The organism is Sphingobacterium sp. WOUb80, assembly GCF_050058145.1.
Classification (GTDB): Bacteria; Bacteroidota; Bacteroidia; order Sphingobacteriales; family Sphingobacteriaceae; genus Sphingobacterium.
The window spans coordinates 6,138,975-6,163,777 of the sequence record NZ_CP165617.1 but is presented as its reverse complement, the minus strand read 5'-3'; the positions used below and the strand labels follow the sequence as shown (position 1 = coordinate 6,163,777).

Genomic DNA, 24,803 nt, shown 5'->3' with positions numbered 1-24,803 from the left:
CATCCATAATATCTATTGATGGATGCTGTTCTTTATTAGTAACAAACGAAATCGACTTTCCTATCCCTACTTCTTCTCAATTCCCACAAGTTTTAAATAAAATATTTTATGTCCAACGGAATGCTGTTGATGACTACCCCACCATCAACCAGGCAATGGTAGTAACTACAGTTTAAAATCGGATCAGAAAATTCTCTTTCCGCTGTTCTTTCCTAAAGTAAACCAAACCAATCCGGTATAGATCGATCGTAATCACAACACGATTATCCTTTTTCAGGTTATTCCAATAGGCTTCTCTTTTCGCTGATAAATGGGGCTCATTTATAATTAGTATATCCCGGTCTCGAACGTTTTCCAAAACTTTCAGGTCAAGATCATCCAGATCGATATAATAGATATGCCGGTATGCATAGCTTCCACACTGCTCCTGCAAAAGGCTCCGATAACTTTCGAGCGGACGATCGCCCCAATAGCTAAAATCATCGTAAGCAAATGTCTTTAATAATCGATCGATTAATGCATACTTTTTCTGTTCTACCTTGCTTTCGTTTTGAATAAATTGGGGTAATTCTGAAACACGCGCTTTGGAGGTCTTTTGATAGATCACCTCGTCAACCAATTTATAGACAAAAGGAGAATGGGTCCCATGGCGACTATGGGATACAAAATAATGCCGCCAATACTTAAGCATGTAGTTCATTTCGCTGCAAACATCGCTAAATTTTATGATTTTTCACATGGAACATGAGGTTTTTAGTACCAATGAATACATGCTATTAAATTAGAAAAGCGACAGGTCAGAGGGAATGATATCGCTAAAACTGGAGGACAAAAACACTTCCCTCTCCCTCCGTGCTATTGAGAAAAATAGTCCCTTTGTGCAATAACATGATCTGTTTGCTTAGGGTCAAGCCGACACCTGTACCCGTTTTCTTTGTCGTAAAAAATGGCGTGAAAATCTGTTCCTGGAGATCGGCAGGAATTCCGGCCCCATTATCTTCAATCCGGACCTGAACCTTACCGTCTACTTCGAGAGCAGATAAACTGATATAAGCCTCTTCCCTATTTTTTACTGCATCAATTGCATTCAGCATCAGGTTAATAATAACCTGCTCGATCAAATTGACATCTGCAGATAAAATTAACCGTGTATTTTTAAGGATAATATCTACGTCAATATTTTTCTGGATCAAGGTTGGTTCAAGCAGCTGATAGATATGCTCAAATAACTGCGAAATTTGGATCGGCGCTAGCTGAGGCTGATCGACCTTATTGATCATACGATAACTCTTCGCAAAATGTAAAAGTCCTTCGCTACGACGTTTGATGGTGGAAATACCTGTTTTTAGATCATCAATATCTTCAGCTCCTTTAAAATGGTCCAAACGACCGTTTAAGGTTTCAGCAAGTGAGCTGATCGGAGCAATAGAATTCATAATTTCATGTGTCAGTACGCGCAATAATTTGTGCCATGCCTTTGTTTCTGTTTCATCAATTGCTTCATTGATATTTTGGTACACAACAATGCGAAACAAAGCATCCTGTGTCTCAAAGCTTGAGCTTTGAATCAATAATTTAATTTTCCCTTTACTTGACTGAACGGACTCCATTTGTTGCTGCCCATTTTCAAGTAACATGGTTTTTTCATAGAGATCGTTATTTTTTTTCTTTAGCCCGGTAATGTTTCCGAGATGTGGTAAGTGAAACAGCTGCTTAAATGCTTCATTTACCCACATGACCTTACCACTATCCATCTCATAAAAAATGATCGCCGAATTCAGCATATTGATCACACGGTCCAGGTATTGATGCTGAATTTCCTGTTTAATGCTGATCTCTTTATAGGTCTCGTTGATCTGGTTAAAGGCGAGGAAAAGCTTTCCCTCTACTGATTTTGTATTTTTCACCAAAAAACGTCTGGTAAAATCGCGGTATTTTACCGCTTCTGAAAATTCAATCAACTGCCTGGTCAAAAAATTATATTGTGCATATAGATTAAAGCCCAGATAAAGCATAATACAAAAGATCAAAGACGCCTGGACGTATTCACGTTTTAGCAGCAAATAGGCACTCACAAGAGCTGCTGCCAGCAGTAATATAATCTTGATGGTATTTAAGATTTTCCCGTGCCTCATCGACTAAATATCATATTTCTCCAAACGTCTATAAAGCGCTGCTCTTGTGAGCCCTAATTCCTTTGCTGCTTTACTGATATTTCCATTGTAACGCTCAATCGCAGATTTGATTGCTTTACGTTCCAATTCTTCCAAATTTTGACTGCTGGGACTAGATTCGACAACGGGACTATCTACTTGTTGCTCGATAGGCGAGAAAAAGAGGTCATTTCCGGCAATGCTGAGCTGGTCTGCCATAATAACAGCGCGCTCGATACTGTATTGGAGTTCTCGGACGTTACCCGGAAAATGATAGGCACACATTTTCTTAACCGCATCCGATTCAAATCCTTCAATCCGCTTATTGTATTTCTTCGAATAGATATCGAGAAAATGATCAGCCAATAGTTTGATATCCTCTCCCCGCTCACGCAACGGGGGTACCTGAATTTCTACGGTATTGATCCGATAAATTAAGTCTTTTCGAAAACGACTCTCATCCGCGAGTTGTTTCAGCGGTACGTTCGTTGCTGAAATTAAGCGGATATCAACCGGGATTGGTTGATAGGAACCCAACGGTGTCACCTGTCTATTCTGCAGTACAGTCAACAATTTGGCTTGTTGCTGCAAAGAGATATTGCCAATTTCATCGAGGAACAATGTCCCTCCATTCGCCGCTTCGAATCGCCCTTGACGGTCTTCACGTGCATCCGTAAATGCCCCCTTCTTATAACCGAAAAGCTCGCTTTCAAACAATGTTTCCGTCAGCGCGCCGACATCAACCTTAACATAGGTCCGATCTGAACGTAGTGATCGTCGCTGAATGGCTTGGGCAATCAGGTCTTTACCTGTCCCATTTTCCCCTAATATTAATATATTGGCATCTGTAGGCGCTATTTTCTCCAACTTGTATTGCAGTTCATCCATAACAATGGAGTTACCAATCAAATCAGGGCTGTTCGCACTGCTGAGCAAGGAACTTTTACTTTTCTTTTCTTTATTTTTTGATTCTGCAAGCGCGCTTTCGATTGTTGCCAGCAATTGTTCATTTTCCCAAGGTTTGACGACAAAATCAGATGCACCTTGTTTCAGCGACTTTACAGCGAGATCAACAGCTCCATAAGCTGTAATCATAATCACATGTACCTGTGGAAATTTCTCTTTGATTCGTGACAACCAATATAGCCCCTCATTGCCTGTATTGATCGTGCTTTTAAAATTCATATCTAAAAGCACCAGATCATAAGGTGTTTTCTCCAGATGTGCAATTAGATTCTCCGGATTAGGTTCAACTTGAATATGACTGACTTTAGGTTTAAGCAAGATTCTTGCCGCAGTTAATAAATCCTGGTCATCATCCACGACTAAAATAGATGCTTTTTTCATACTTCCTGACTTCATTGAAGATACTAAGATAACTATAAATTCAACGAGCCTGCGTAATAATCATTGATATATTTTTGCAGCAGCCATTCATACTGCTTGACGACCAATTGAATCTGGCTGTTGTCGAATTTGTTTTTTGCTGTCAAAAAAATCACTGAATTACTATTTCCCAACTCGAAAACTACCTTGGCAATACGAAAAGATTCCGCGTAATTTTCATTTTGACTGCGCAATTGTACAATCATATTATTTGCATTCTCCAAATTAAATACAGCTTTAGAGGTTTCAGCACGTAGATTATTTAATTCCATCTCTTTCCGGAATTTTGCAGATTCCAAATCTAATTTTGCTAACTTAACTTGATTTAGGACCTGAAATCTATTAAAAATAGGTATAGAAAGCCCCAAAGAAATAGACTTCCCCAGGTTATTATTTACCTGATCCCAAAATTTATCTGTTTTCGTATTTGAAAAATTTGAATTCATTCCAGCTCCTAGACTCAGCGATGGCCAATATGCTGCCTTGGCCACCTTAATGTTCTTTTCTGCAGCCTTAATTCGCCAATCCAAAGCAGGAATATTCGGCAAAGCTTCCGTCGCAAGTTGAAAAAGCTGTTCGGAAGATAACCTCCGTCCATCTTCCACATATTCTGGTGGCTGCAAGTCTCCGAGCTGTTGTTCATCTATATTTAAAAAGTTCGCTAATTTAACTCGATAAGCATATAATAGCTGTCGATTATTCTGAATTGTGTTCATGTCATTGGCGAGTTGCCCCTTCAGATCAAAATAATCACCAGGACTAATCGCCCCTTCCTTATGCATGGCCTCAGCCCTATTTACCTGTTCTTTGGTCACTTCTGTCTGCATTTCAGACTGCTTAAGCACATCTTTAGCCGTAAGCACTTGGATGAAACAGGTAATAACATCTAAACGTAATGCGTTTATCTGTGAATCGAATTCAAGTTTACTGGCAGACTTTGCATCCGCCTTCATACGGATATCATAAAGCAAACCCAATCCTCTAAATAGCGGAATATTAGCATCGATACCATAACTTCCAAATTCACTATTACTATTCACATATTGTTTTGTCGATTCATCAAAGAATCTACCAAAACTAAACACATGATTCATATTTGCATTCATGTTTGGCAATCGATTCGCTTTAGCCTGTGCCAAATTCACCTCCGCACGTTTCACATCCAGTTCATTCTGCAGTAAGCTTGGATTGGCTTTTACAGCCAATTGTATACATTCAGCTAAGGTTCGCTTAGTCATTTGTTTATCGTCGCTCCTCGCAACTGTTGGTGTCCCCGTCGCTCTTTCCGATAGTCCTTGCTCAGCCTGTTGCGCTTCTGCGCCGGCATAACTCAATAAAAAGCATAAGGTAGTATATATATAGATTCTCTTCATATCCATTTTTTATTTTTTTGCTGACCATCGCCATGCCAAACAACTAAAACATTAAATATCAAATTAATACAAAAATTCAATTTTGAAAAATGTTCATTAATGGACAGTCGGTGTGCGTAGTTGGACAATTAAAATCAACAAGGGTATAAATAGTAGAATGACAGGGATCAAATTTGGCATTTATTCGTTTTTTTATCGAATATACATCGGTGCTTGTTCGGGTTTTATTCGGTTACAACCGAAGAAACACCGAACAAGCACCGAAGAAGCACCGACTAAAGTCCGAATAGATACTGCTGTTAAGTTACCATCTTAAAAGATCAATAGGACTACGAATAAGATCAGGGAAATACCGAGTAAGGATATTTTATCAAAAACCCTTAGACCTCACCACAACCTGTGGTTATAGTTATTCAGAGTGCCTCAGTTACCACAATAGATAGCAAAAAACGACAGTTGTACGTCTTCGTACAAGAAGTGTCCGCTATCGAACACCGATCGCTAAACAAAACAAAATAAACAACTATAAATCAGTATATTAAATTATTGGCACAGCTTTCATAGTTACATACGAAATTGATATTAAATTATGGACAGACCTTTAGAAAAGAAGAAGTGGAATAGCAAACGTATCATGACCATTGTAGGGGTTGCTGGTTTAGTTGGCTTAATCAGCGCCAGCTTTTATTTTACATCTGGTAAAAGCAAACTCAATGTAGAAGCTGACCGCATCTCTATTGTCGAAATAAAAAACGGTAACTTTCAAGAATTTATCCCCATAAACGGTACAGTACTTCCGATTAGTAGTATATATCTCGATGCTTCTGTGGGTGGACGTGTAGAGGAAAAATTTGTAGAAGATGGTGCTATCTTGAAAAAAGGAGATGCCATCATGCGCCTATCCAATACGGATCAGGAGCTCACTCTGGTTCAACAAGAAACGCAAGTTTTGAATTTATTGACACAGTCCCAGATTGCGCAAACCAATGCCCAACAAGCTTCCATTAATAACCGCAACCAAATGGCTGATGTGGAACAAGCCTACAGAGAAGCAGAACGTGTATATAACCTCAATAAAAAATTGCTCGCTGAAAAAGCGATTGGAACACAAGAATTCGAAAAATCAAAGAACGATTATAATTATCAAAAAGAGCGTGTCAGCTTGACCAAACAGATCCTGAAACAAGACGAAATCTCCAATGCGCAAAAAACCAATCAGGACAAACAGACTTATCAACGTACACAAAGCGCTTTGGAACTGATGAAAAGGAAAATTGGGGACTTAATCGTTAGGGCACCTGTTGACGGACAATTGACTGCCTTCGATGCCGAAATTGGACAAAACAAAAACGCCGGGGAACGGTTGGGACAAATCGACGTTTTGACAGGATTTAAAGTCCGTGCTGATATTGACGAACATTATATCAACCGTATTTTCCCAGATCTACAAGGTGAATTTTCCATCGGGGAGAAAACATATAAACTCCGTATCAAGAAAGTGTACACACAAGTCACCAATGGTCGATTCCAGGTTGACATGGAATTTATCAACGATGTTCCGAAAGGGATACGTCGTGGTCAAACCCTGCAAATACGTCTTGCATTAAGTGATGAAACAAAAGCTTTGCTGCTGGCAAAAGGTGGATTTTATCAACAGACCGGCGGTAACTGGATCTTTAAATTGGACAAAAATGGATCTACAGCATATCGTGTAGATATCCAGCTTGGAAGACAAAATCCTGAATATTATGAGGTTATCAAGGGCCTACAACCGGGAGATAAAGTTATCGTATCGAGCTATGAAACCTACGATAAGGTTCAAGAATTGAATATTAAAAAGTAACATCATATAGCGACTATCGAAGAGAAGGCGATTAAGAGCATCAAATCTTTTCGATAACCGCTGTGATCATATTAAAAGAACAATGATAAAGAACGCGATCAAAACTGCAATTCGTTCCTTACTGACGAACAGGAGGTTTACTCTTCTGAATCTAACCGGACTAAGCATTAGTCTGACAGTGGTTATTGTTATTGCACTTTGGATCACAGACGAATTGTCCTTTAATAAAGTCTTCCATAATGCGAATCAAGTCTATGAACTGTCAACAAACTTCGACAAGGAAAATGACCAATTCGTTCATGCTGCACCACCGCCAATTGCACTATACGGAAAATTAAAAATTCCGGCGATACAAGAAGCTTGCCGCATTAGTGCCGCACAAGGCATACAGTTCAATAAGAGCGAACTTATGGCCACCGAACATGGAGTTTATGTTGACAGTACTTTTAACAAAGTATTTGATGCTTCTATAAGAGAATTGACTCCCGACAAATTATTCCAGGGAAAACAGTCTATTGTCATTACAGAGAAGATTGCCAATAAATATTTTAAAAATGAAAATCCACTAGGACAAACGCTCTATTTAGAAGTTGACCCTATTTTAAAAACTGGTAAGCAACCTTTTTTAATTACTGCTGTTATTAGGGACTTTCCTAGCAATAGTTCCATTAAGGCTGATTATCTATTGCCATTTGAACTATTGTCCAGCCTTTCCAAAGAACCGCTGGATGAAAAATGGGGTAATTTTCAATATTACATCTATTTTTTGCTAAAGCCAGGTTCCAACCCCGCTCAGGTAGCACAGCAACTCACTGCTATTCAAAAAGGCAATTTTCAAGGAAATCCACTGTATACTAAATTTGCATTTTTCCTTCAGAAAATAACACAAACAAATCTATATACTCCTAAAGGTGATGATAGCGGTATGCAGTCCGTTTATATATTTTCAATCATTGCCCTTGTTATCTTACTCGTTGCCTGTATTAATTACGTCAATTTAGTTACGGCCCGAGTTACAAAAAGAATAAAGGAAATCAGTATTCGTAAAATTATTGGCGCCAAGAGAAGTCATCTATTTCTTCAATATCTGACCGAATCTGCGGTGGTGTTTCTAATTTCATTATGTACTGCTATCCTACTCGCTTACCTAACGATCCCATTTTTTAATTCCCTTGCTGAAAAAAACATTCAATTCAGCTTTTTTGCGTCCGAATTATGGTTTATCTTTTTACTCACCTTTGTCGTCACTGTAATAATCGCAGGGATCTATCCTGCAATACTTTTCTCAAGCAACAAGGTGTTGAGCCAGTTAAAAAATAATAGTACACTATTTGGCAACAAAAATAATCTACGAAAAGGCCTTGTTGTCCTACAATTTTGCTGCACGGTCATACTGATTATCACCACTTTTATTTTTGAGAAACAACTGCGCTATATGCGTCACAAGGATTTGGGATACGACAAAGAAAATGTCTTTTTATTTGAACAGAAAAACTTCTTGACGCATTATGACGCAATTCGAGACGAACTGCAGAATCAACGGGGTATTGTAGGAGTCACTGCGGCCAGCAATGACATCAGTAACATTGGGTCTGAAACCGCCGACATCGATTGGGATGGAAAAGACCAAGGGCAGTCCAATTTTTTCATTAGACGCGTTGCTATCGATCCAAATTTCACTTCTGTATTAGGTATTAAATTAGCAGAAGGAGATGGTTTTAAAAACAATCCCTCGGATAGCAGCCACGCGCTACTAAATGAAACGGCAATTAAGCAAATGGGATTAAAAAATCCGATTGGTAAAACCATTACTTTTCAGGGGAAACGGCTGATCATTATGGGGATTATGAAGGATTTTAATTTCAATGATCTTAAAACAGCCATAAAACCTTGCATCTTTTTTTCCGGCATGGGCTATGCACTTGGGGGAATGTATGTAAAAACGAGTCCCGGACATGAAGAACAGGCGATTGGTGCTGTCCAAAAGCTATGGAAAAAGTACAATCCTGAATCAACCTTCAATTATGCCTTTATGGACGAATCTTTTGATAAAATGTATAAAAGGGATATTATCCATGGAACGCTTGTTCAGTTGTTTGCCGCTATAACCATATTACTTTCCTGTGTTGGCCTATCCGGACTCGTCTTATTCAGCACAGAAGCTAAACTGAAAGAAATTGGAATCCGTAAAACCCTGGGTGCATCGACACAGGATATTGTCATGATGATCGGCAAAGACTATATGATCCCGGTAGTCGTATCATTCCTGATTGCTTTTCCTCTTTCCTGGATGATTATTTCGAAATGGTTGGATAATTATGTTTACCGCACATCAATAGATCCTTGGGTTTTCCTACTAGCAGCCCTAATAACTATTTTATTGGTTGTTCTTACGGCTGGATCGGTGTCGCTCAAAGCGGCAATGGTAAACCCCACAAAAATTTTGAGAGACGAATAGAAAAATAAAATACATAATACACGATATACGATGATTAAAAACTTTATTAAAACCGCACTTCGCAACCTCTGGAAAACCAAAGGCTACAGCTTTCTTAATATTTTCGGATTGGCGGTCGGCATCGCTGCGGCATCGTTGATTTTTCTATGGGTGGAAAACGAGTTGGGTTACAACGATAATTTCGCCAACAAAAAGGATATCTATATTGTCAAATCAAAACAGACATACGACGGTGCCACCTATGTTTTTCAATCTACCCCCGGACCATTTGCACAAAGCATAGAGAAAGAGATTCCTGGTATTAAACATGCAGTCCGTATGACTTGGGATACCCCGATGCTCTTTTCAGTCGGCGATAATAATTTGTTCCAAACAGGACTATATGCTGATGGTACCATTGCCGATGTACTGTCTTTAGAATTTTTAGAAGGCGATCGTAAAAGTGCATTCGATCAAGTGAATAATATTATCCTATCGGAGACAGGTGCAAAAAAATTGTTTGGGGACCGTCCCGCATTGGGAAAAACTGTCAAAACAAATAATAAGGAACCATTTATCGTAGCAGCTGTCATCAAGGATTTACCTAAAAACAGTAGTTTTAGTTTTCAATGGCTCATCCCGTTTAAGAAATACGAATCTGGACAAGATTGGCTGGAAACCTGGGGGAATAATGGCTTACAAACACTTGTACAGGTTGATGAAAACGCCAATGTAGATCAGATCAACAAACAGATGATGGATTTCGTCAAAAAGAAAACCAATGGTGATGTTACATTTTCGCAAAACTATCTTTATCCAATGGATCGTTGGATTACTTACAATCAGTTTGACAACAGCGGAAATGAAAAAGAAGGTGGTATTAAAAATATTCGCCTATTTACTTTTATCGCTTGGATCGTTCTACTAATTGCCTGCATCAACTTTATGAATCTTGCAACTGCCCGATCAGAAAAAAGAGCAAAAGAAGTGGGCATGCGCAAAGTTATTGGTGCTAGCCGTCAATCCTTGATTGCACAATTCTTGGGAGAATCGATCGTATTAGCAACAATTTCTTCATTAGCGGCGATTCTATTGATTTACATCTTTATCCGCCCTTTCAATACAATGATCGGCCAAGAACTACAGGTCAATATTTTCGAACCTTTACACATCGGCTTTTTACTTACTGTGACGGTCTTGTGCGGTTTGTTTGCCGGGAGCTATCCTGCATTTTTTCTATCTGCATTTAAGCCGCTTTCGAGCATTAAAGGTACAAAGCAAAAGACAGGTAGCGGTAGTCTTATCCGAAAAGGACTGGTTGTCATTCAATATTCTGCTTCAGTCGTATTAATTATCAGTACCATTATTATTTATCAACAGATCCAACACAACAAAAACAGAGATCTCGGATTCGATAAGAGTCAAGTATTGACAACAGCACTCCAAGGTGATATGGCTAAACACCTCCCTTTGATTAAAAGTCAACTATTGGCAACAGGAGCCGTCCAAGAAGTGGGTGTCAGTGATATGAGTATCCTTAATATTTATTCCAACAGCTCCGGCTTCAGCTGGGAGGGAAAAGATCCGAATGCAAGTATTTTAATTGGCATGTTACGTTCGGACGAAGGACTCATCCCGGCTTTAGATCTCAAGCTATTTGACGGGAGAAATTTTCATCAAAATTTCCTGGGCGATAGTACATCTGTCGTCATCAATGAAGCATTAGCGAAACTGATCCGAAAAGATGGTCACGTCGCCGGCGACATCATCAGCTATGGCGACGAGAAATTCACCATAGCAGGCGTTGTCAAGAATTTTGTTTACAACAACGTGTATGCTGATCCTGAGCCAATGTTATTCATACCAATGAACAGAGATAATGGCATCATGACAATCAAAACCAAAGCGGGAATAGATCTACCAAATGCGATCCAGCAAATCGAAAAGGTGATCGTCAAAAATAATCCGGGCTTCCCTTTCGACTATAAATTTTTAGATGATAGCTTCAACGCTAAATTTCAAGCCGAGCTTTTTGTACAGCGACTTTCTAGTGTATTCGCTATTATGTCCATCATTATATCCTGCCTGGGACTGTTTGGCCTGGCCGCATTTGCAACAGAGCAGCGTGCCAAAGAAATCAGTATCCGCAAAGTACTGGGGGCTTCAGTATCAGGGCTTATCCAGATGCTCAATCGGGAATTTGTTATTCTTGTGGCAATATCATGTATTATTGCCTTTCCAATTGCCTGGATCATTATGAGCAAATGGTTAACCAACTATGTACATCATGTGGAGATTTCCTGGAGTATTTTTATAATCAGCGCCTTTGCAGCAATTATCATTGCCTTATTGACTATTAGTTCACAAGCATTTAAAGCAGCAATAGCCAACCCCACCAAAACATTAAGAGATCAATAAAATTTAAACGAGTTTAATAATAAAAACAGTAACCGTCCAAAGCAATTTCGCTAAGGATACAAAAACATAAAAACCATGAGCACAAAAAATATGATCAAGATCACAAACCTTCAAAAGTATTACCGCACTGAAGAAGTGGAAACCGTCGCATTAAACAACCTAAACATTCATGTTAAAGAAGGGGAATTTGTTGCTGTAATGGGACCTTCCGGCTGTGGAAAATCGACATTACTCAATATCATCGGATTACTGGATGATTTGGATGAAGGAAGCTATCTATTCAATGACATTGAGGTTGCTAAATTTAAGGAACGTGGGCGTTCAGATCTTCGCAAGCATAATATTGGTTTTGTATTCCAGAGCTTCAATCTAATTGATGAACTGACTGTATTTGAAAACGTGGAGCTTCCACTTGTTTATACCAACGTTCCAGCCGCTGAGCGTAAAAAACGTGTAGAAGAAGTCCTTGAGAAGGTTCAGATCATGCACCGTCGCAATCACTTCCCTCAGCAGCTCTCGGGAGGTCAACAACAACGCGTGGCCGTTGCTCGTGCCGTCGTGAACAATCCAAAATTGATTCTTGCCGATGAGCCTACAGGTAACCTCGATTCCAATAATGGTAACGAAGTCATGCAGCTGCTTACCGAATTGAACGAAGCTGGTACAACGATTGTCATGGTAACACATAGTGAACATGATGCCAAATTTTCTGATCGTGTAATCCGCATGTTAGACGGACAAGTTATTATGGAAACAACTGCAATATAAAGAAATAACGTGGTGACTTAGCTATTAACCCGATAACCCTAATAATGATGAGCAGCATTAAGTTAATTTTTAGACAACTCTGGCGCAACCGCCTTTTTACATTTTTAAATGTAATTGGACTTGCCATTGGAATAAGTGCCTGTTGGCTTATTTTCCGTATTGTCAATTATGAATTTAGTTTTGACCAGCATCATCCCGATAGGGAATTGATTTATAAGGTACACAGCTCTTACGAAGAAAAGGATAAGCTGGATCACTTTGACGGTATTCCTGCGCCTTTACCGGCATATATCAAAGAAAACTTCGCAAACGTTGAACTTACAGTACCTGTATTCAAGCAATACTTCGAGCGTATTAGCAATACAAATCAAAAACAGAAAATCGAATTTGAAGATCAACCGGAAATTATCGGTACCACAGGAGATTACTTCAAAATGACCCCTTATGTCTGGCTGGCCGGTGATCAAAAAAATATACTGACCAGCAGTCACGAAGTTATATTAACCGAGTCTCGCGCAAAACTCTATTTTCCGGGCACACCAATAAACCAGATCATTGGGCAAACACTGTCTTATGATAGTACACTGTATAATGTCACCGGAGTGGTGAAAGATCTGGTCCATCCGAGTAGCTTTTTGGCCAAGGAATTTATCAGGATCCCTGAAAAGGAATGGAACAGCAGCAACTGGAACAATTCAAATTCAAATTGGCAGCTTTTTATAAAGGTAAAATCTTCCGCTTCACTTCCCAATTTAATAAAGGAAACCGACAAAAAGGCTTATGAGATGACACATGCTGAATTTGACAAGTTTGGATTTAAGATGCATCTCAATACAGTACCGCTAAAAGATTTGCATTTTACTTCTTTCGCTCAAAACAATGTAGACAAGAAAATCATGTTTGGACTTATCGGTATTGGTCTCTTTCTACTCTTGCTAGCCTGTGTCAATTACATCAATCTGGCTACAGCCCAAATTCCACAACGGGCAAAGGAAATTGGCATCCGAAAAACATTGGGTGAAAGCCAAAAAAGGATCACTAAGTCCTTTTTGCTGGAAACATTGTGCATAACAACATTTTCGGTTCTTTTATCTTGGCCCCTACTTATCCTTATTCAAACAATTCTAGCTTCCTATATTCCCAATCAGCTCAATTTATATCCAGACCCATGGGGTGTATTTTTCTTTTTGGCAGCACTTACAATTCTTATTACATTAATCTCTTCAGGTTACCCGATCCTATTAACTAATAAAATTAAGATTGTTGAAGTCATTAAAATTTCAAATACTCAAGGTACCAAATTTGGCAATCTATCTTTTCGAAAAATGCTCATCATCTTTCAATTTTTGATTGCGCAATTATTTGTTATTTCAACTTGCATTATTGGTTTACAGCTGAAGCACTCCTTGCAAAGTAATCCCGGTTTTGACAAGGATGCGATTATCACCATCAACTTTCCAAGTAAAAGTTATCAGGACAGTAAGGTTGATCCTTTCGTTTTTAAACAAGCACTTAGAAATATAACGGGTATAGAACAGGTATCCTTAGGTCATCTTCCGATGAGCAACGACCATTGGGGAAATGCCCTGTTTGTAAAAAGTGATACCGGACAAGTGCAGGCAGATGTGCAAATGAAATTTGCCGATCAAGATAACTTTAAGCTCTATAATTTCAAAATGCTTGCCGGTCGCCCGCTACAGCTAGCCGATACAAGTACAGGTATTGCTTTAAACTTAGCTGCCGTGCAAAAATTAGGGTTCAAATCTGCAGCTGATGCCGTTGGGAGCTTTGTTACGTTTACGGACAAACAGCGGCAAATTGTGGGTGTAACTGACAATTTCCATACAAAAAACCATCATGCCGCCATTCAACCTGTGGTTATGTTAAGCTCCGTGAAGAAATGGGAATTAAACAGATTAAGCGTGAAGCTGAATAACAATTCAGCGACCTGGCCAGAAACACTAAAGCACATTGAAAAAGAGTGGAAGAAATATTATCCTAAAGCTCCATTTAAATACGATTTCTATGATCAACAAATTAAAGAGTTATACAGCAGTGATCTAAAATTCTCAAAGATCATCAATCTCTTTACCTCAACAACGATTCTGATCAGTTGTTTGGGATTAATTGGGCTTGTCACCATAACAACAGCACAACGTACAAAAGAAATCGGTATTCGAAAAGTCTTGGGAAGTACAGTTTTGGGTATTATCGGTCTATTATCAAAAGATTACATCAAACTTATTCTCGTTTCCATATTAATTGCCTCCCCTATTGCCTGGTGGGCAATGCACAAATGGCTGGATGATTTTGCGTATAAAATTGATCTATCCTGGTGGATGTTTATGATTCCGGCAGTCGCGACTCTTTTTATCGCATTCTTTACCATGAGCTATCAATCCATCAAAGCAGCGCGTGCAAACCCGGTTAATAGTCTGAGAGATGAATAGAACAGTCAAGAAGCTCAATAGTGATCAAGGAGAATGATGGGAATCAGCAATGATCCCATCACAATCCTTGTTTTTAAAAGACCTGTACTGAAAAAACAAAAAATAGAATTGATTAATACAATAAACACCTGTCCTTATGATAAAGAACTATTTAATAACTGCCATTAGAGAATTAAGGAAACGGAAATTTTATACCGCTATCAATATTCTAGGTCTATCAGTCAGTCTTACGGCCTCTATATTAATTATCCTTTGGGTACAAGATGAGCAGAGCTTTGATAAATTCCATCCAAATTACGAGGATATCTATAAAGTCAATTCACATTTAGACCCCGAACACAATGGTTCGATATGGGGAGGATCTCCCGGCCCTATAGGAAACTATGCGCAAAATGTACCGGAGGTAGACTATGCAACGCGAGTTTCACAGGATTACGATGTCACCTTGGTCAACGATAAGCTGAAACGTCCGATAACTGACATGAACATCTACTATGTTGACGGTAATTTTTTCAAGATGTTTCATTTTCCCCTGCAAGAGGGTTCCCTTTCCGGTTTTCAGGAAAATTATAAACAGGCACTGATTACGGCATCGACAGCCGAAAAACTTTTTAGTGCTCAAAACGTCATTGGAAAAACTTTCCGTTACCAAAAAGATCTTTTCACTGTAGCGGGTATCCTGAACGATATCCCACAAAACTCCTCAATGCAGTTTGATGTGGTGATCCCATTAGGTTATCATGCACAGCGGTTTACAAACTGGGGCGGTAATGGTAAATGGAAAACAATCGATGAAGATATGGGCAACTACAGTTTTTCAACTTATATTAAGGTCAAACCTCATGCTTCAGCAGCCCTTGTCGGAAAATCTGTTACAGACACCTATACCAAAGCTCGTGACGGTGAAAACTCGACCATCTTTGTTTTAGATCCACTCAAAACCATGCACCTCATCGCTCCTGACGGAAATAAATCGACGCTCCGCATGGTCCAGATTTTTGGGGTCATCGCCATATTGTTGTTAGTGATCGGCGCAGTAAATTATGTCAACCTAAGTACTGCAAGAGCATTGGACCGGGCGAAAGATGTTGGTATCCGCAAAATAATCGGCGCCAATCGTTTCCACCTATTCATACAATTTATCACAGAAACTGCTGTTGTATTTCTTTGCTCGCTACTGATAGCTTTCATCCTCATCTTGATCCTTCATACAGGATATAATCAAATCGCGCAGAAATCGATCAGCCTTTCTTTCCATAATACGACCATATGGCTGTACATCGGGGCTGCAATTATAGGTACATTGGGACTTTCGAGTATATATCCGGCAATTCAACTCTCTTCGTTCAGTCCAATTAACTCATTGAAAGGAAAATCATTGAAAGGGGTTTCATCAAATACGATGCGTAAAATATTGGTGGTTTTCCAGTTTACACTCTCTGTAACACTTATTGTATGTACGCTGGTGATCCGAAACCAATTGGCTTTTATCCAAAAGATCAACCTCGGCTATGACAGAGATCATGTCCTAACACTTGGTCTTCCTGAGGAGGCTTACAAACATATGGACGCGATACGTGCCGAGCTCAAAAACAATAACGCAATACAGGGAGTATCCCTATCCAGTGTATACAACATGACAGATTTCGGAAATGCCACAGGCGATATAGACTGGCCTGGTAAGTCAAAAGATAACAAATTGATTGTTTCTCAGGCTACCATCGATAAGGACTTTATCCCATTGATGAACATGCAGTTTCTCGAAGGAAAAAACTTTAGCGGTATGCCCGCTGATTCGTCTGGCTACGTCATCAACGAGACCTTAGCGAAGCAAATGGGTTTAAAGCCGCCATATGTAGGATCCAATATGACTTTCCACGATTTTCCTGGACAAATCATCGGAGTGGTAAAAGATTTTCACTTCAAATCAATCAAGGATAAGATCGGTCCAATGGTCTTCTGGACACGCTGGGGAGGGGGCACGCTGTATGTTAAGACGAGTACGACAAAAGCTCCTGAGGCCATTAAAGCTTTAGAAAAAATCTATAACCGCTATCCATCAGATGCCCCATTTAACTATACCTTCATTGATCAGCAATTCGATAATCTCTATAAATCCGAGCAACGTACAGGCCTGTTGTTCAATATTTTTGCAGGCATCGCCATTTTTATATCCGCTTTGGGACTATTTGCATTAGCGACCCATGAAGCCCAAATGCGCATTAAGGAAATCGGTATCCGTAAAGTTCTTGGAGCGAGCACCTTTGGTGTCGTGCGTCTATTGGGGAAGAATTTCGTAATACTTGTGGCTATAGCCATTCTGATTGCCTGCCCTATTGCAGTTTACTTGATGAAACAATGGTTGAGCAATTTTGCCTATAAAACAGATCTCGAAGTGCAAACATTTGTCTTCGGTGGTATTCTGGCCCTACTGATTGCCATTATCACGGTCAGTTACCAGGCGGTTCGGGCAGCATTGTCGAACCCCGTCGATAGTTTAAGAGATGAATAAAAAGCTGAAATATAAGAAAGTAGATGATTGTTATCTATACACTAAAGATTAAGAAATAAAGCTATGATCCGCAATTATATAAAAATAGCCTGGCGCAATATCTCAAAAAATAAAGGATATTCGACCATTAATATCATTGGTCTGGCAATAGGCTTGGCCTGTTGCCTATTGATAGCAATTTATGTACAAAATGAATTGTCTTACGACAAATATCATGTAAATAAAGAGCGTATTTACCGCATCGTCCATGACTATAAAGATGTAAGCAGTACCGAGCAGCATCAAATCTGGGGCAATGGACCTATCGGAGAAGCCCTTAAGGAAGATTTTCCAGAAATAGAGAAAGTTGTTCAATTTTCAGGGCAGACTTCCATCCTACTTAAACAGGGCGATAAAAGATTCCAGGAAGAAAATGTGTTTTTTATGGATTCCACCGCTTTTGATGTGTTCAGCTGGAAAATTCTCGCTGGCGACCCTCATACGGCCTTAAAAAATGCCTATTCCGTGGTATTAACAGAAAGTACGGCAAAAAAATATTTTGGAGACCAAAATCCTATTGGTAAAACGCTCGAAGGTGGATTAGCCGCAGGCCGCGCCGATGCGGGACTGTACACCGTAACAGCCGTAATGGCCGATGTACCGGCCAACTCGCATTTTACTTTTGATGCACTACTCTCCATGACCACCTTCCGAAAAGCACTTCCAGGAGTCTTTGAAAAAGAAGGTTGGGATTATGTAGACTTCTATACCTACTTCCTGGCCTCAAAAGATTTCGATCCTGCAAAATTCAACCAAAAAATACCTGCGTTTCTAAAACGGCATCTGCCAACAAATGAAAACTCAAACGCAAGATATAATTTTCACATCGAGCCTATGCTCCAAGCCTATATGCACTCATCAGCAGATCGGCAACCGGGAGCTAACGGCAACTATCAAAATTTATATATATTCAGTATCATTGGTGGATTTATCTTACTTATCGCCTGTGTGAATTTTATGAATCTCGCTACCTCCAGGTCTATGGAAAGAGCGAAAGAGGTGGGTGTCCGAAAAACCATTGGTGCCAGCAAACGTAATCTCGTTTTTCAGTTCATGTCTGAATCATTGGTTCTAGTATTCGTCAGTAGTATTTTAGCGATAGTGTTAGTGGTGGCTTTTCTGCCTTTTTTGGAAGCATTTTCGGGCAAACACCTTAATTACTCGTCCTTGCAAAATGCAACGACCTGGGCAATATTCATCATAACGACCATTTTTACGGGCCTATTGGCGGCAAGCTATCCGGCCCTGATCTTAGCCAATTTTAAACCAATTACAGTACTCAAGGGCACTTATAGTACCAGCAAAGGGGGGACACTATTACGTCGCGTATTAGTTGTTTTTCAATTCTGTCTTTCCATTGCGTTAATTGCAGGTACTGTTGTGGTCTTTTCTCAACTCAATCAATTGCAACACCAAGATCTTGGATTCCAAAAAGATCAACGGCTTGTGATAGATTATAATTTTGATGATAAGGTAAACAATAACCTTGAAGCTATAAAGTCCACGCTTGCAAAAGATAAAGATGTCTTGTCTGTCACCGCATCGCGCACGGTACCGGGAACATTTTTTCCAAATGCGGGAACCGAAATCATGTCGGCAAACGGAACGATGACTCAATTTGCTCCTTTCCTATACGAAGTCGATGTAGACTTTATCCCTAATATAGGTTTACAGATGGCTGCAGGGCGTGCTTATTCGAGAAATTTCCCTGCTGATACCGCTCATTCGCTTGTTATTAATGAATCTGCAGCAAAGCAATGGGGCTATTCAAATCCACAGGATATTATTGGCAAGCAGTTCCGTCAATGGGGACGAGAAGGAACAGTTATCGGTGTGGTGAAAGATTTTAACTACCTCTCCTTACACCGCAAAATTGAACCCTTAGCGTTACGACTAGAACCAGGTAGCAGCCGCTATTTAACCGTGAATATCCAACACGGAGACCAAGCTGAGACTGTTGCCAGAATCGGCAAACTGTGGAATGAACTGATACCCAACCGACCATTTTTATATAGCTTTCTGGATGATAATTTTAATAGACAATATGAAGCTGACTTTAATTTCAGAAGACTTTTTACGGCTTTCTCTGGATTAGCACTTTTCATTGCCTGTCTGGGGCTGTTAGGTCTTGTTACTTACACAGCACAGCAACGTACCAAAGAAATCGGTGTACGTAAGGTACTCGGCGCATCACTATACAATTTAATCTTGCTGCTTTCTTCTGACTTCATCAAATTACTGGTTGTAGCTCTCCTCATTGCAACGCCGCTATCCTGGATGGCGATGAAAAAATGGCTGGACAACTTCGCTTACCACATTGAGCCGCAATGGTGGATGTTTGCCTTTGCTGGTTTTGCGGCAATCTTGATCGCATTATTTACAGTCAGCTATCAAACACTTAAGGCTGCCAGAATGAACCCTGTAGACAGCTTAAGAGACGAGTAATCAAGATAACACCTTATTCAATCACTATACTCCTGCTATGAACAATCTACTCTTAAAATCGGCAATCCGACAACTTTGGAAGAATAAACTATTCTCCTTATTAAATATTATTGGACTAGCTATCGGCATTACGTCATGTTGGGTCATATTTAAGATTGTCAATTATGAGTATAGTTTTGAAGCTGGAATTCCGCAGCTCGATCGAACCTATCGAGTCATTTCCCAATTTAAAAATGATGGCAAGGATAATTATAATGGAGGATTGGCAAAGCCTTTCTACCAGGCCATCCGAAAAGAAATTCCGGGTGTAGAGCTGGTTGCTCCGGTATTTCGCAATTATCAGATGGAGTCCGTCACAATCAATAAGGGGCAGGAAGATCAAAAGCTTGTGGAAGACTTTGACGAGGCGGACGGCAATGTGACCGAAACAACAAACGACTACTTTAAGCTCGTAGGCTACAAATGGCTGGCGGGTTCGCCTGAGAAGGCATTCTCGATGCCCGACAATATTGTATTGACAAAAAAAAGAGCAGCAATTTACTTTCCGAATCAAGCTGCAGAAGGACTGTTGGGCAAAACGATAGTGTATAACGACAGTATTCCTAAAACAATTTCGGGTGTTGTGGATGACCTTAATTTCAATACCGAATTTAATGGCACAGAGTTTACTCAGTTGAAAGAGCAGACCTATCCACTCAATGTATGGACCAATACCAATGGTACCGACCGCTTATATATCCGATTGGAAAATGGGGTAAAAGACCTTCCTATCCAAGCAGCTATCAATAAAATCGGGCAAAAAAAATGGTTGGCATTCAGTCAGGAAAAAAAATCGGAGTTTATCTATAACTGCAATGTAGTCACGATGCCCCTAAAAGATTCCCACTTTGCGGTTCAAATAAAAGATTGGTATGCTGAGCGAACCAGCAAAACTGTAATTTATGGCTTAATTGCCGTGGCTGCTTTTCTGATGATATTGGCTTGCATCAATTATATCAATCTCAGTACAGCACAAATTCCGGCACGGAGTAAAGATATAGGTGTCCGTAAGACGCTAGGAAGCAGTCAAGGCAAATTGGTTGTTCAAATTGTATTTGAATCACTATTCACCATTGCCATTGCCCTTGTATTTTCAATCTTCTTAACCAAAATTGCCTTTTTCTATTTTCAGGAGATGATTCCCGAGAAAGTAAAGGATTTTACAAGTTCGACGACAACCCTGTTGTTTATCGCAGTCTTATTGGTTGTGACGGTCGTGATTTCCTCCGCATATCCTTCTTGGTTAATCAAGAAAGTACAGCCTGTCAATTTATTTCGGGCTGGCAAGCAGTTTCAAATTGGAAAAACCCAAATAAACTTTAGAAAAACGCTGATTGTATTTCAATTCTTTATTGCTCAAGTCTTTACGGTTTCCGCACTCATTATTGGCCAACAGTTATCTTACACCCTCAATAAGGATATGGGATTTGACAAAGATGCCGTAGTGACTTTTGACCTTCCCTCCAAACTCATCAATAAGTTTTACGAGGAAAAACTGGATCAGCGTAAGAAACAGACGCTCTTGCACGAGATCCAAAAAATAAAAGGAGTTTCAGCGGTGTCAATTGGCAGCAAGCCTTTATCAAACAATTATTCGTCCTCTTGGTTTCATCGACAAGATCCCACGCTAAAAGATAAAATTTCATCCGATATTTTCTTTAAAAATGCAGATCCAAATTATATTGCCGTGTATGATATGAAGCTTATTGCGGGCAGCAATCTACCACAGTCAGATACGGTCAACGCTTATGTTATCAATGAGTCTGCTGTAAAAGCTTTTGGTTTCAAGTCGCCACAAGATGCCATAGGAAAATCTATCGGTCAGGAAGACAGCATGTTTCCGATAGTCGGTGTTATTAAAGACTTCCATGCCCAGGAATTCTACAAAGAAATTACACCTTTGGCGTTGCGCAGTTTTAGCCGTGGTGCATACACCTTCAGTATGAAGCTCTCCGGAAACAACAATGAATGGAAATCCAGTATTGAGGCGATTAACAAAGTGTACGCACAATTTTTTCCAGAATACCCAATAGAAATAAAATTCTACGATGAGACGATTGCATCGCTTTATCAAAAAGAGCAAAATCTAGCCAAACTGATTAACATGAGTACAATGGTCGCTATTTTAATTGGCTGTTTGGGTCTCTTTGGGCTGATTACCCTTGCAGCTTTCCAACGGAGCAAAGAGATCGGTATCCGTAAAGTTTTGGGTGCAAGTATTCCAAGTATCTTTCATTTATTAGCAAAGAACTTCGTACAACTCATTTTAATCAGTATCCTAATTGCCGCACCATTGACCTGGTGGACGTGTAGCAAATGGCTGGAAGATTTTTACTACCGCATCGATCTGACCGCGAGTCCATTTATTTTGGGAGCCGGTTTAGCCTTATTTGCAGCGGTACTTACCATTAGCTTTCAATCGATCAAAGCCGCAATCCAAAATCCAGTAAATAGTTTACGGGATGAATAGCGACACAGATCACGGTAACATGTAGGGTGAACAAAAAACGAAATAACTATGATTGTAAATTCTCTTAAAACAGCCTATCGTTTTTTAAAAAAACATAAGTTGATCACTTTCATCAATATCACCAGTCTCGCGATTGGCATTACCGCTACGCTGGTGATTTTCTTAATGATCCAATACGACTACAGTTTTGATAAGCATGTTCCCAATAAAGAACAAGTATATCGGGTTGTTAACAATGGTGAATTTAAAAATGCAGGTGTCTATGTGCCATTGGTCCGTACCATGGAATCGGAGCTACCAAACATAGAAGCCGTGGCTCCCATTTATCGAAGCCATGTTCAAAAACTAAAAGTTTCCGTGACAACAGATAAATTCCAAACTTTTCCAAAAGAGCAGAAGATAGTTTTCACCAACAGTCAATATTTCGACATTTTTCCTTCGAAATGGTTGGCTGGCAATGCTAAGGCCTTGAATTCTTCCGGAAATATTATCCTTACGCAGCAATCATTGGAAAAGTTTTATGGAAAAGAACTCCCAACAAATGTCATCGGCAAAACCATCATCTATGCAGATAGTATCCCACTTCAAGTCGCGGGTGTAATCGAAAATCCGCAACATAATTCGGATTTCAATTTTGATAGTTTCATAGCTGAGTCAACTATCCCGCAAGACAATAACTTAAAGAACATGTATACCTGGGATGCATGGAACAGCATATCTGATTCCCATCAGGTGCTCATCAAGACAAAAGCACAAAGCAACCCACATCTTCTGGAGCGTAATATTGCAAGCCTCCTTAAAAAATATAAAATCAAAGAGGGCCAAAAAATCACCGACAAACTCGAATTACAACCTTTGGCTGATGTTCATTTTGACACAAGATTTAATTACGACGCCACCCATCCCGAAGCTCTCCGTAACTTAATATTGCTGGCGTTCTTTCTTTTAGCGCTAGGTGCGGTAAATTTTATCAATCTATCCACGGCGCAATCCATTGAAAGAGCCAAAGAAGTTGGTATCCGCAAAACCTTGGGCAGTTCCAAATCTACCTTGATAAAACAATTCTTGCTGGAAACATTTCTGATCACCTTGTCGGCGACAGTACTCGCAGTGCTATTACTGCCTTTGTTTTTACATGTCTTTGAAGGATTTATTCCCAAAAATTTAAGTTTAGACCGTTTAGACAAAACCTTTATTATTTTATTCTTAATCGGACAGCTTATGACAGTCACTATTCTCGCCGGATTTTATCCTGCTTGGGTATTGACGGGTTACGCCCCTGTACTGGCACTCAAAAATCAATTAGGGAAAAACACCAACCTTTCCCGAAGTACATGGGTACGCAAAGCATTAACTATTTTTCAGTTTGTCATGGCACAGGCTTTTCTCATTTGTGTGCTCGTTGTTGTTCGGCAGATCAACTATGTCACTCATAAGGATATGGGATTTCAAAAGGACGCTATTGTGAATGTCTACATTCCGGGAGCTTTCCAAAATTCGGCAAAAGGTGTGGTCCTTAAAAATGAGCTCAAAAAGCTAACAGATATTAAGGCAATCAGTTTCGGGAACATTGCACCCGCGATGAACGGTTGGATGACCACAGCAATTACCTACGATCAATCAGCAGACAAAGAATCCTTGACTTTTGATAGCCGATCGGGTGATGAAAACTATTTAGATGTCTATCAAATTCCACTTCTAGCAGGAAGAAATGTCCGTTTACTGGATTCCACGAGTGAAATGTTGATCAATAGAAAAGGTCTTGAATTACTACATATCAAAAATCCGCAAGATGCCATTGGCAAAACCTTCGAAAATGGACAAAATATCATCGTTGGCGTAATGGAGGATTTTGATCTGGCCTCTGCCCGGCAGGCGGTTAAACCAGTGCTCTATACAGGTAGCAAACAAGGATATGTACTCCATATTGCATTGGATCAATCGCATCCCGAAAACTGGAAAAATGCCATTGATAAAATAACGTCAAGCTACAAATCGGTTTTCCCCGATGATGAATTGGACCTGCGGTTTGTGGATGAGGTAATCCAAAACTTCTATACACAAGAGAAGCAGCTGTCTAAGCTCTTATCCTGGGCAGTAGGACTTTCTGTGCTCATCGCTGGATTGGGTTTATTTGGATTAGCAATCTTTACGGCAAATCAACGTACAAAAGAGATAGGCATTCGTAAAGTACTCGGTGCATCTGTTTTCCAGATCACATTTCTACTCCTTAAAAATTTACTTTCGTTGGTTGCCATAGCCTGTCTGGTCGCCTTTCCCATTGCTTATTATTTTATGCATAACTGGCTCAATGACTTTGTTTACCGAACAACAATAAGTCCCTGGATTTTTGGACTCTCTGCCCTAGGATTGATTGCATTTGCGAGTTTTGTACTTTCAACCAAAAGTGTCTTTGCAGCAAAAGCAAATCCAATAAATAGTTTAAGGGACGAATGAATCTGTTCATAAA

General features: G+C 39.7%; 13 protein-coding genes. 9 read left to right on the top strand and 4 right to left on the bottom strand.

Translation table 11 applies throughout. The features are described from left to right. Positions 1–172: 172 nt before the first annotated feature. The 4 genes from AB1Z56_RS25425 to AB1Z56_RS25410 all read right to left on the bottom strand — a co-directional run bounded on the left by AB1Z56_RS25425 (position 173) and on the right by AB1Z56_RS25410 (position 4,912). Positions 173–691 (bottom strand): hypothetical protein, encoded by a 519-nt coding sequence (locus AB1Z56_RS25425; RefSeq protein WP_286833220.1) that lies wholly within the window; start codon positions 689–691, stop codon positions 173–175. 124 nt (positions 692–815) lie between these two features. Beyond that, positions 816–2,135: a sensor histidine kinase gene (locus AB1Z56_RS25420; RefSeq protein ID WP_426790466.1), complete on the bottom strand. Its 1,320-nt coding sequence runs from the start codon at positions 2,133–2,135 to the stop codon at positions 816–818. A 3-nt stretch (positions 2,136–2,138) separates the two neighbouring features. Continuing rightward, a complete protein-coding gene (locus AB1Z56_RS25415) occupies positions 2,139–3,500 on the bottom strand; it encodes a sigma-54-dependent transcriptional regulator (RefSeq protein WP_286833225.1) in 1,362 nt (453 codons plus the stop codon). Between the two features lie 32 nt (positions 3,501–3,532). Next, positions 3,533–4,912, bottom strand: a complete 1,380-nt coding sequence (locus tag AB1Z56_RS25410; RefSeq protein ID WP_426790465.1) for a TolC family protein — start codon at positions 4,910–4,912, stop codon at positions 3,533–3,535. Between the two features lie 589 nt (positions 4,913–5,501). On the opposite strand from AB1Z56_RS25410, the gene AB1Z56_RS25405 reads away from it, so the two are divergent. From AB1Z56_RS25405 to AB1Z56_RS25365, 9 genes are all read left to right on the top strand, one after another. Further along, positions 5,502–6,755 (top strand): efflux RND transporter periplasmic adaptor subunit, encoded by a 1,254-nt coding sequence (locus tag AB1Z56_RS25405; RefSeq protein WP_286833229.1) that lies wholly within the window; start codon positions 5,502–5,504, stop codon positions 6,753–6,755. 82 nt (positions 6,756–6,837) lie between these two features. Then, on the top strand, positions 6,838–9,213 hold the full coding sequence (locus tag AB1Z56_RS25400) for an ABC transporter permease (protein WP_286833232.1): 2,376 nt from the start codon (positions 6,838–6,840) through the stop codon (positions 9,211–9,213). A 30-nt stretch (positions 9,214–9,243) separates the two neighbouring features. Then, entirely contained in the window at positions 9,244–11,610 is a 2,367-nt protein-coding gene (locus tag AB1Z56_RS25395; protein WP_286833235.1) for an ABC transporter permease, read from the top strand. Positions 11,611–11,700: 90 nt separating this feature from the next. Further along, entirely contained in the window at positions 11,701–12,378 is a 678-nt protein-coding gene (locus tag AB1Z56_RS25390) for an ABC transporter ATP-binding protein (protein WP_286833369.1), read from the top strand. A 44-nt stretch (positions 12,379–12,422) separates the two neighbouring features. After that, the gene (locus tag AB1Z56_RS25385; protein WP_426790464.1) at positions 12,423–14,828 is read left to right on the top strand and encodes an ABC transporter permease; all 2,406 of its coding nucleotides are present in this window, start codon (positions 12,423–12,425) and stop codon (positions 14,826–14,828) included. Positions 14,829–14,964: 136 nt separating this feature from the next. Continuing rightward, the gene (locus AB1Z56_RS25380) at positions 14,965–17,340 is read left to right on the top strand and encodes an ABC transporter permease (protein ID WP_426790463.1); all 2,376 of its coding nucleotides are present in this window, start codon (positions 14,965–14,967) and stop codon (positions 17,338–17,340) included. A gap of 63 nt (positions 17,341–17,403) precedes the next feature. Beyond that, on the top strand, positions 17,404–19,824 hold the full coding sequence (locus AB1Z56_RS25375) for an ABC transporter permease (protein WP_426790462.1): 2,421 nt from the start codon (positions 17,404–17,406) through the stop codon (positions 19,822–19,824). Between the two features lie 37 nt (positions 19,825–19,861). After that, entirely contained in the window at positions 19,862–22,333 is a 2,472-nt protein-coding gene (locus tag AB1Z56_RS25370; RefSeq protein WP_426790461.1) for an ABC transporter permease, read from the top strand. Between the two features lie 48 nt (positions 22,334–22,381). Beyond that, complete coding sequence (locus AB1Z56_RS25365; RefSeq protein WP_286833246.1) at positions 22,382–24,790, top strand: ABC transporter permease; 2,409 nt, start codon at positions 22,382–22,384, stop codon at positions 24,788–24,790. The last annotated feature ends 13 nt before the right edge of the window (positions 24,791–24,803 follow it).

What these genes read in the sequence shown, in the direction of transcription:
- AB1Z56_RS25425 (WP_286833220.1), bottom strand. Translation starts at nt 691, where the DNA reads ATGCTTAAGTATTGGCGGCATTATTTTGTATCCCATAGTCGCCATGGG.
- AB1Z56_RS25420 (WP_426790466.1), bottom strand. Translation starts at nt 2,135, where the DNA reads ATGAGGCACGGGAAAATCTTAAATACCATCAAGATTATATTACTGCTG.
- AB1Z56_RS25415 (WP_286833225.1), bottom strand. Translation starts at nt 3,500, where the DNA reads ATGAAAAAAGCATCTATTTTAGTCGTGGATGATGACCAGGATTTATTA.
- AB1Z56_RS25410 (WP_426790465.1), bottom strand. Translation starts at nt 4,912, where the DNA reads ATGAAGAGAATCTATATATATACTACCTTATGCTTTTTATTGAGTTAT.
- AB1Z56_RS25405 (WP_286833229.1), top strand. Translation starts at nt 5,502, where the DNA reads ATGGACAGACCTTTAGAAAAGAAGAAGTGGAATAGCAAACGTATCATG.
- AB1Z56_RS25400 (WP_286833232.1), top strand. Translation starts at nt 6,838, where the DNA reads ATGATAAAGAACGCGATCAAAACTGCAATTCGTTCCTTACTGACGAAC.
- AB1Z56_RS25395 (WP_286833235.1), top strand. Translation starts at nt 9,244, where the DNA reads ATGATTAAAAACTTTATTAAAACCGCACTTCGCAACCTCTGGAAAACC.
- AB1Z56_RS25390 (WP_286833369.1), top strand. Translation starts at nt 11,701, where the DNA reads ATGATCAAGATCACAAACCTTCAAAAGTATTACCGCACTGAAGAAGTG.
- AB1Z56_RS25385 (WP_426790464.1), top strand. Translation starts at nt 12,423, where the DNA reads ATGATGAGCAGCATTAAGTTAATTTTTAGACAACTCTGGCGCAACCGC.
- AB1Z56_RS25380 (WP_426790463.1), top strand. Translation starts at nt 14,965, where the DNA reads ATGATAAAGAACTATTTAATAACTGCCATTAGAGAATTAAGGAAACGG.
- AB1Z56_RS25375 (WP_426790462.1), top strand. Translation starts at nt 17,404, where the DNA reads ATGATCCGCAATTATATAAAAATAGCCTGGCGCAATATCTCAAAAAAT.
- AB1Z56_RS25370 (WP_426790461.1), top strand. Translation starts at nt 19,862, where the DNA reads ATGAACAATCTACTCTTAAAATCGGCAATCCGACAACTTTGGAAGAAT.
- AB1Z56_RS25365 (WP_286833246.1), top strand. Translation starts at nt 22,382, where the DNA reads ATGATTGTAAATTCTCTTAAAACAGCCTATCGTTTTTTAAAAAAACAT.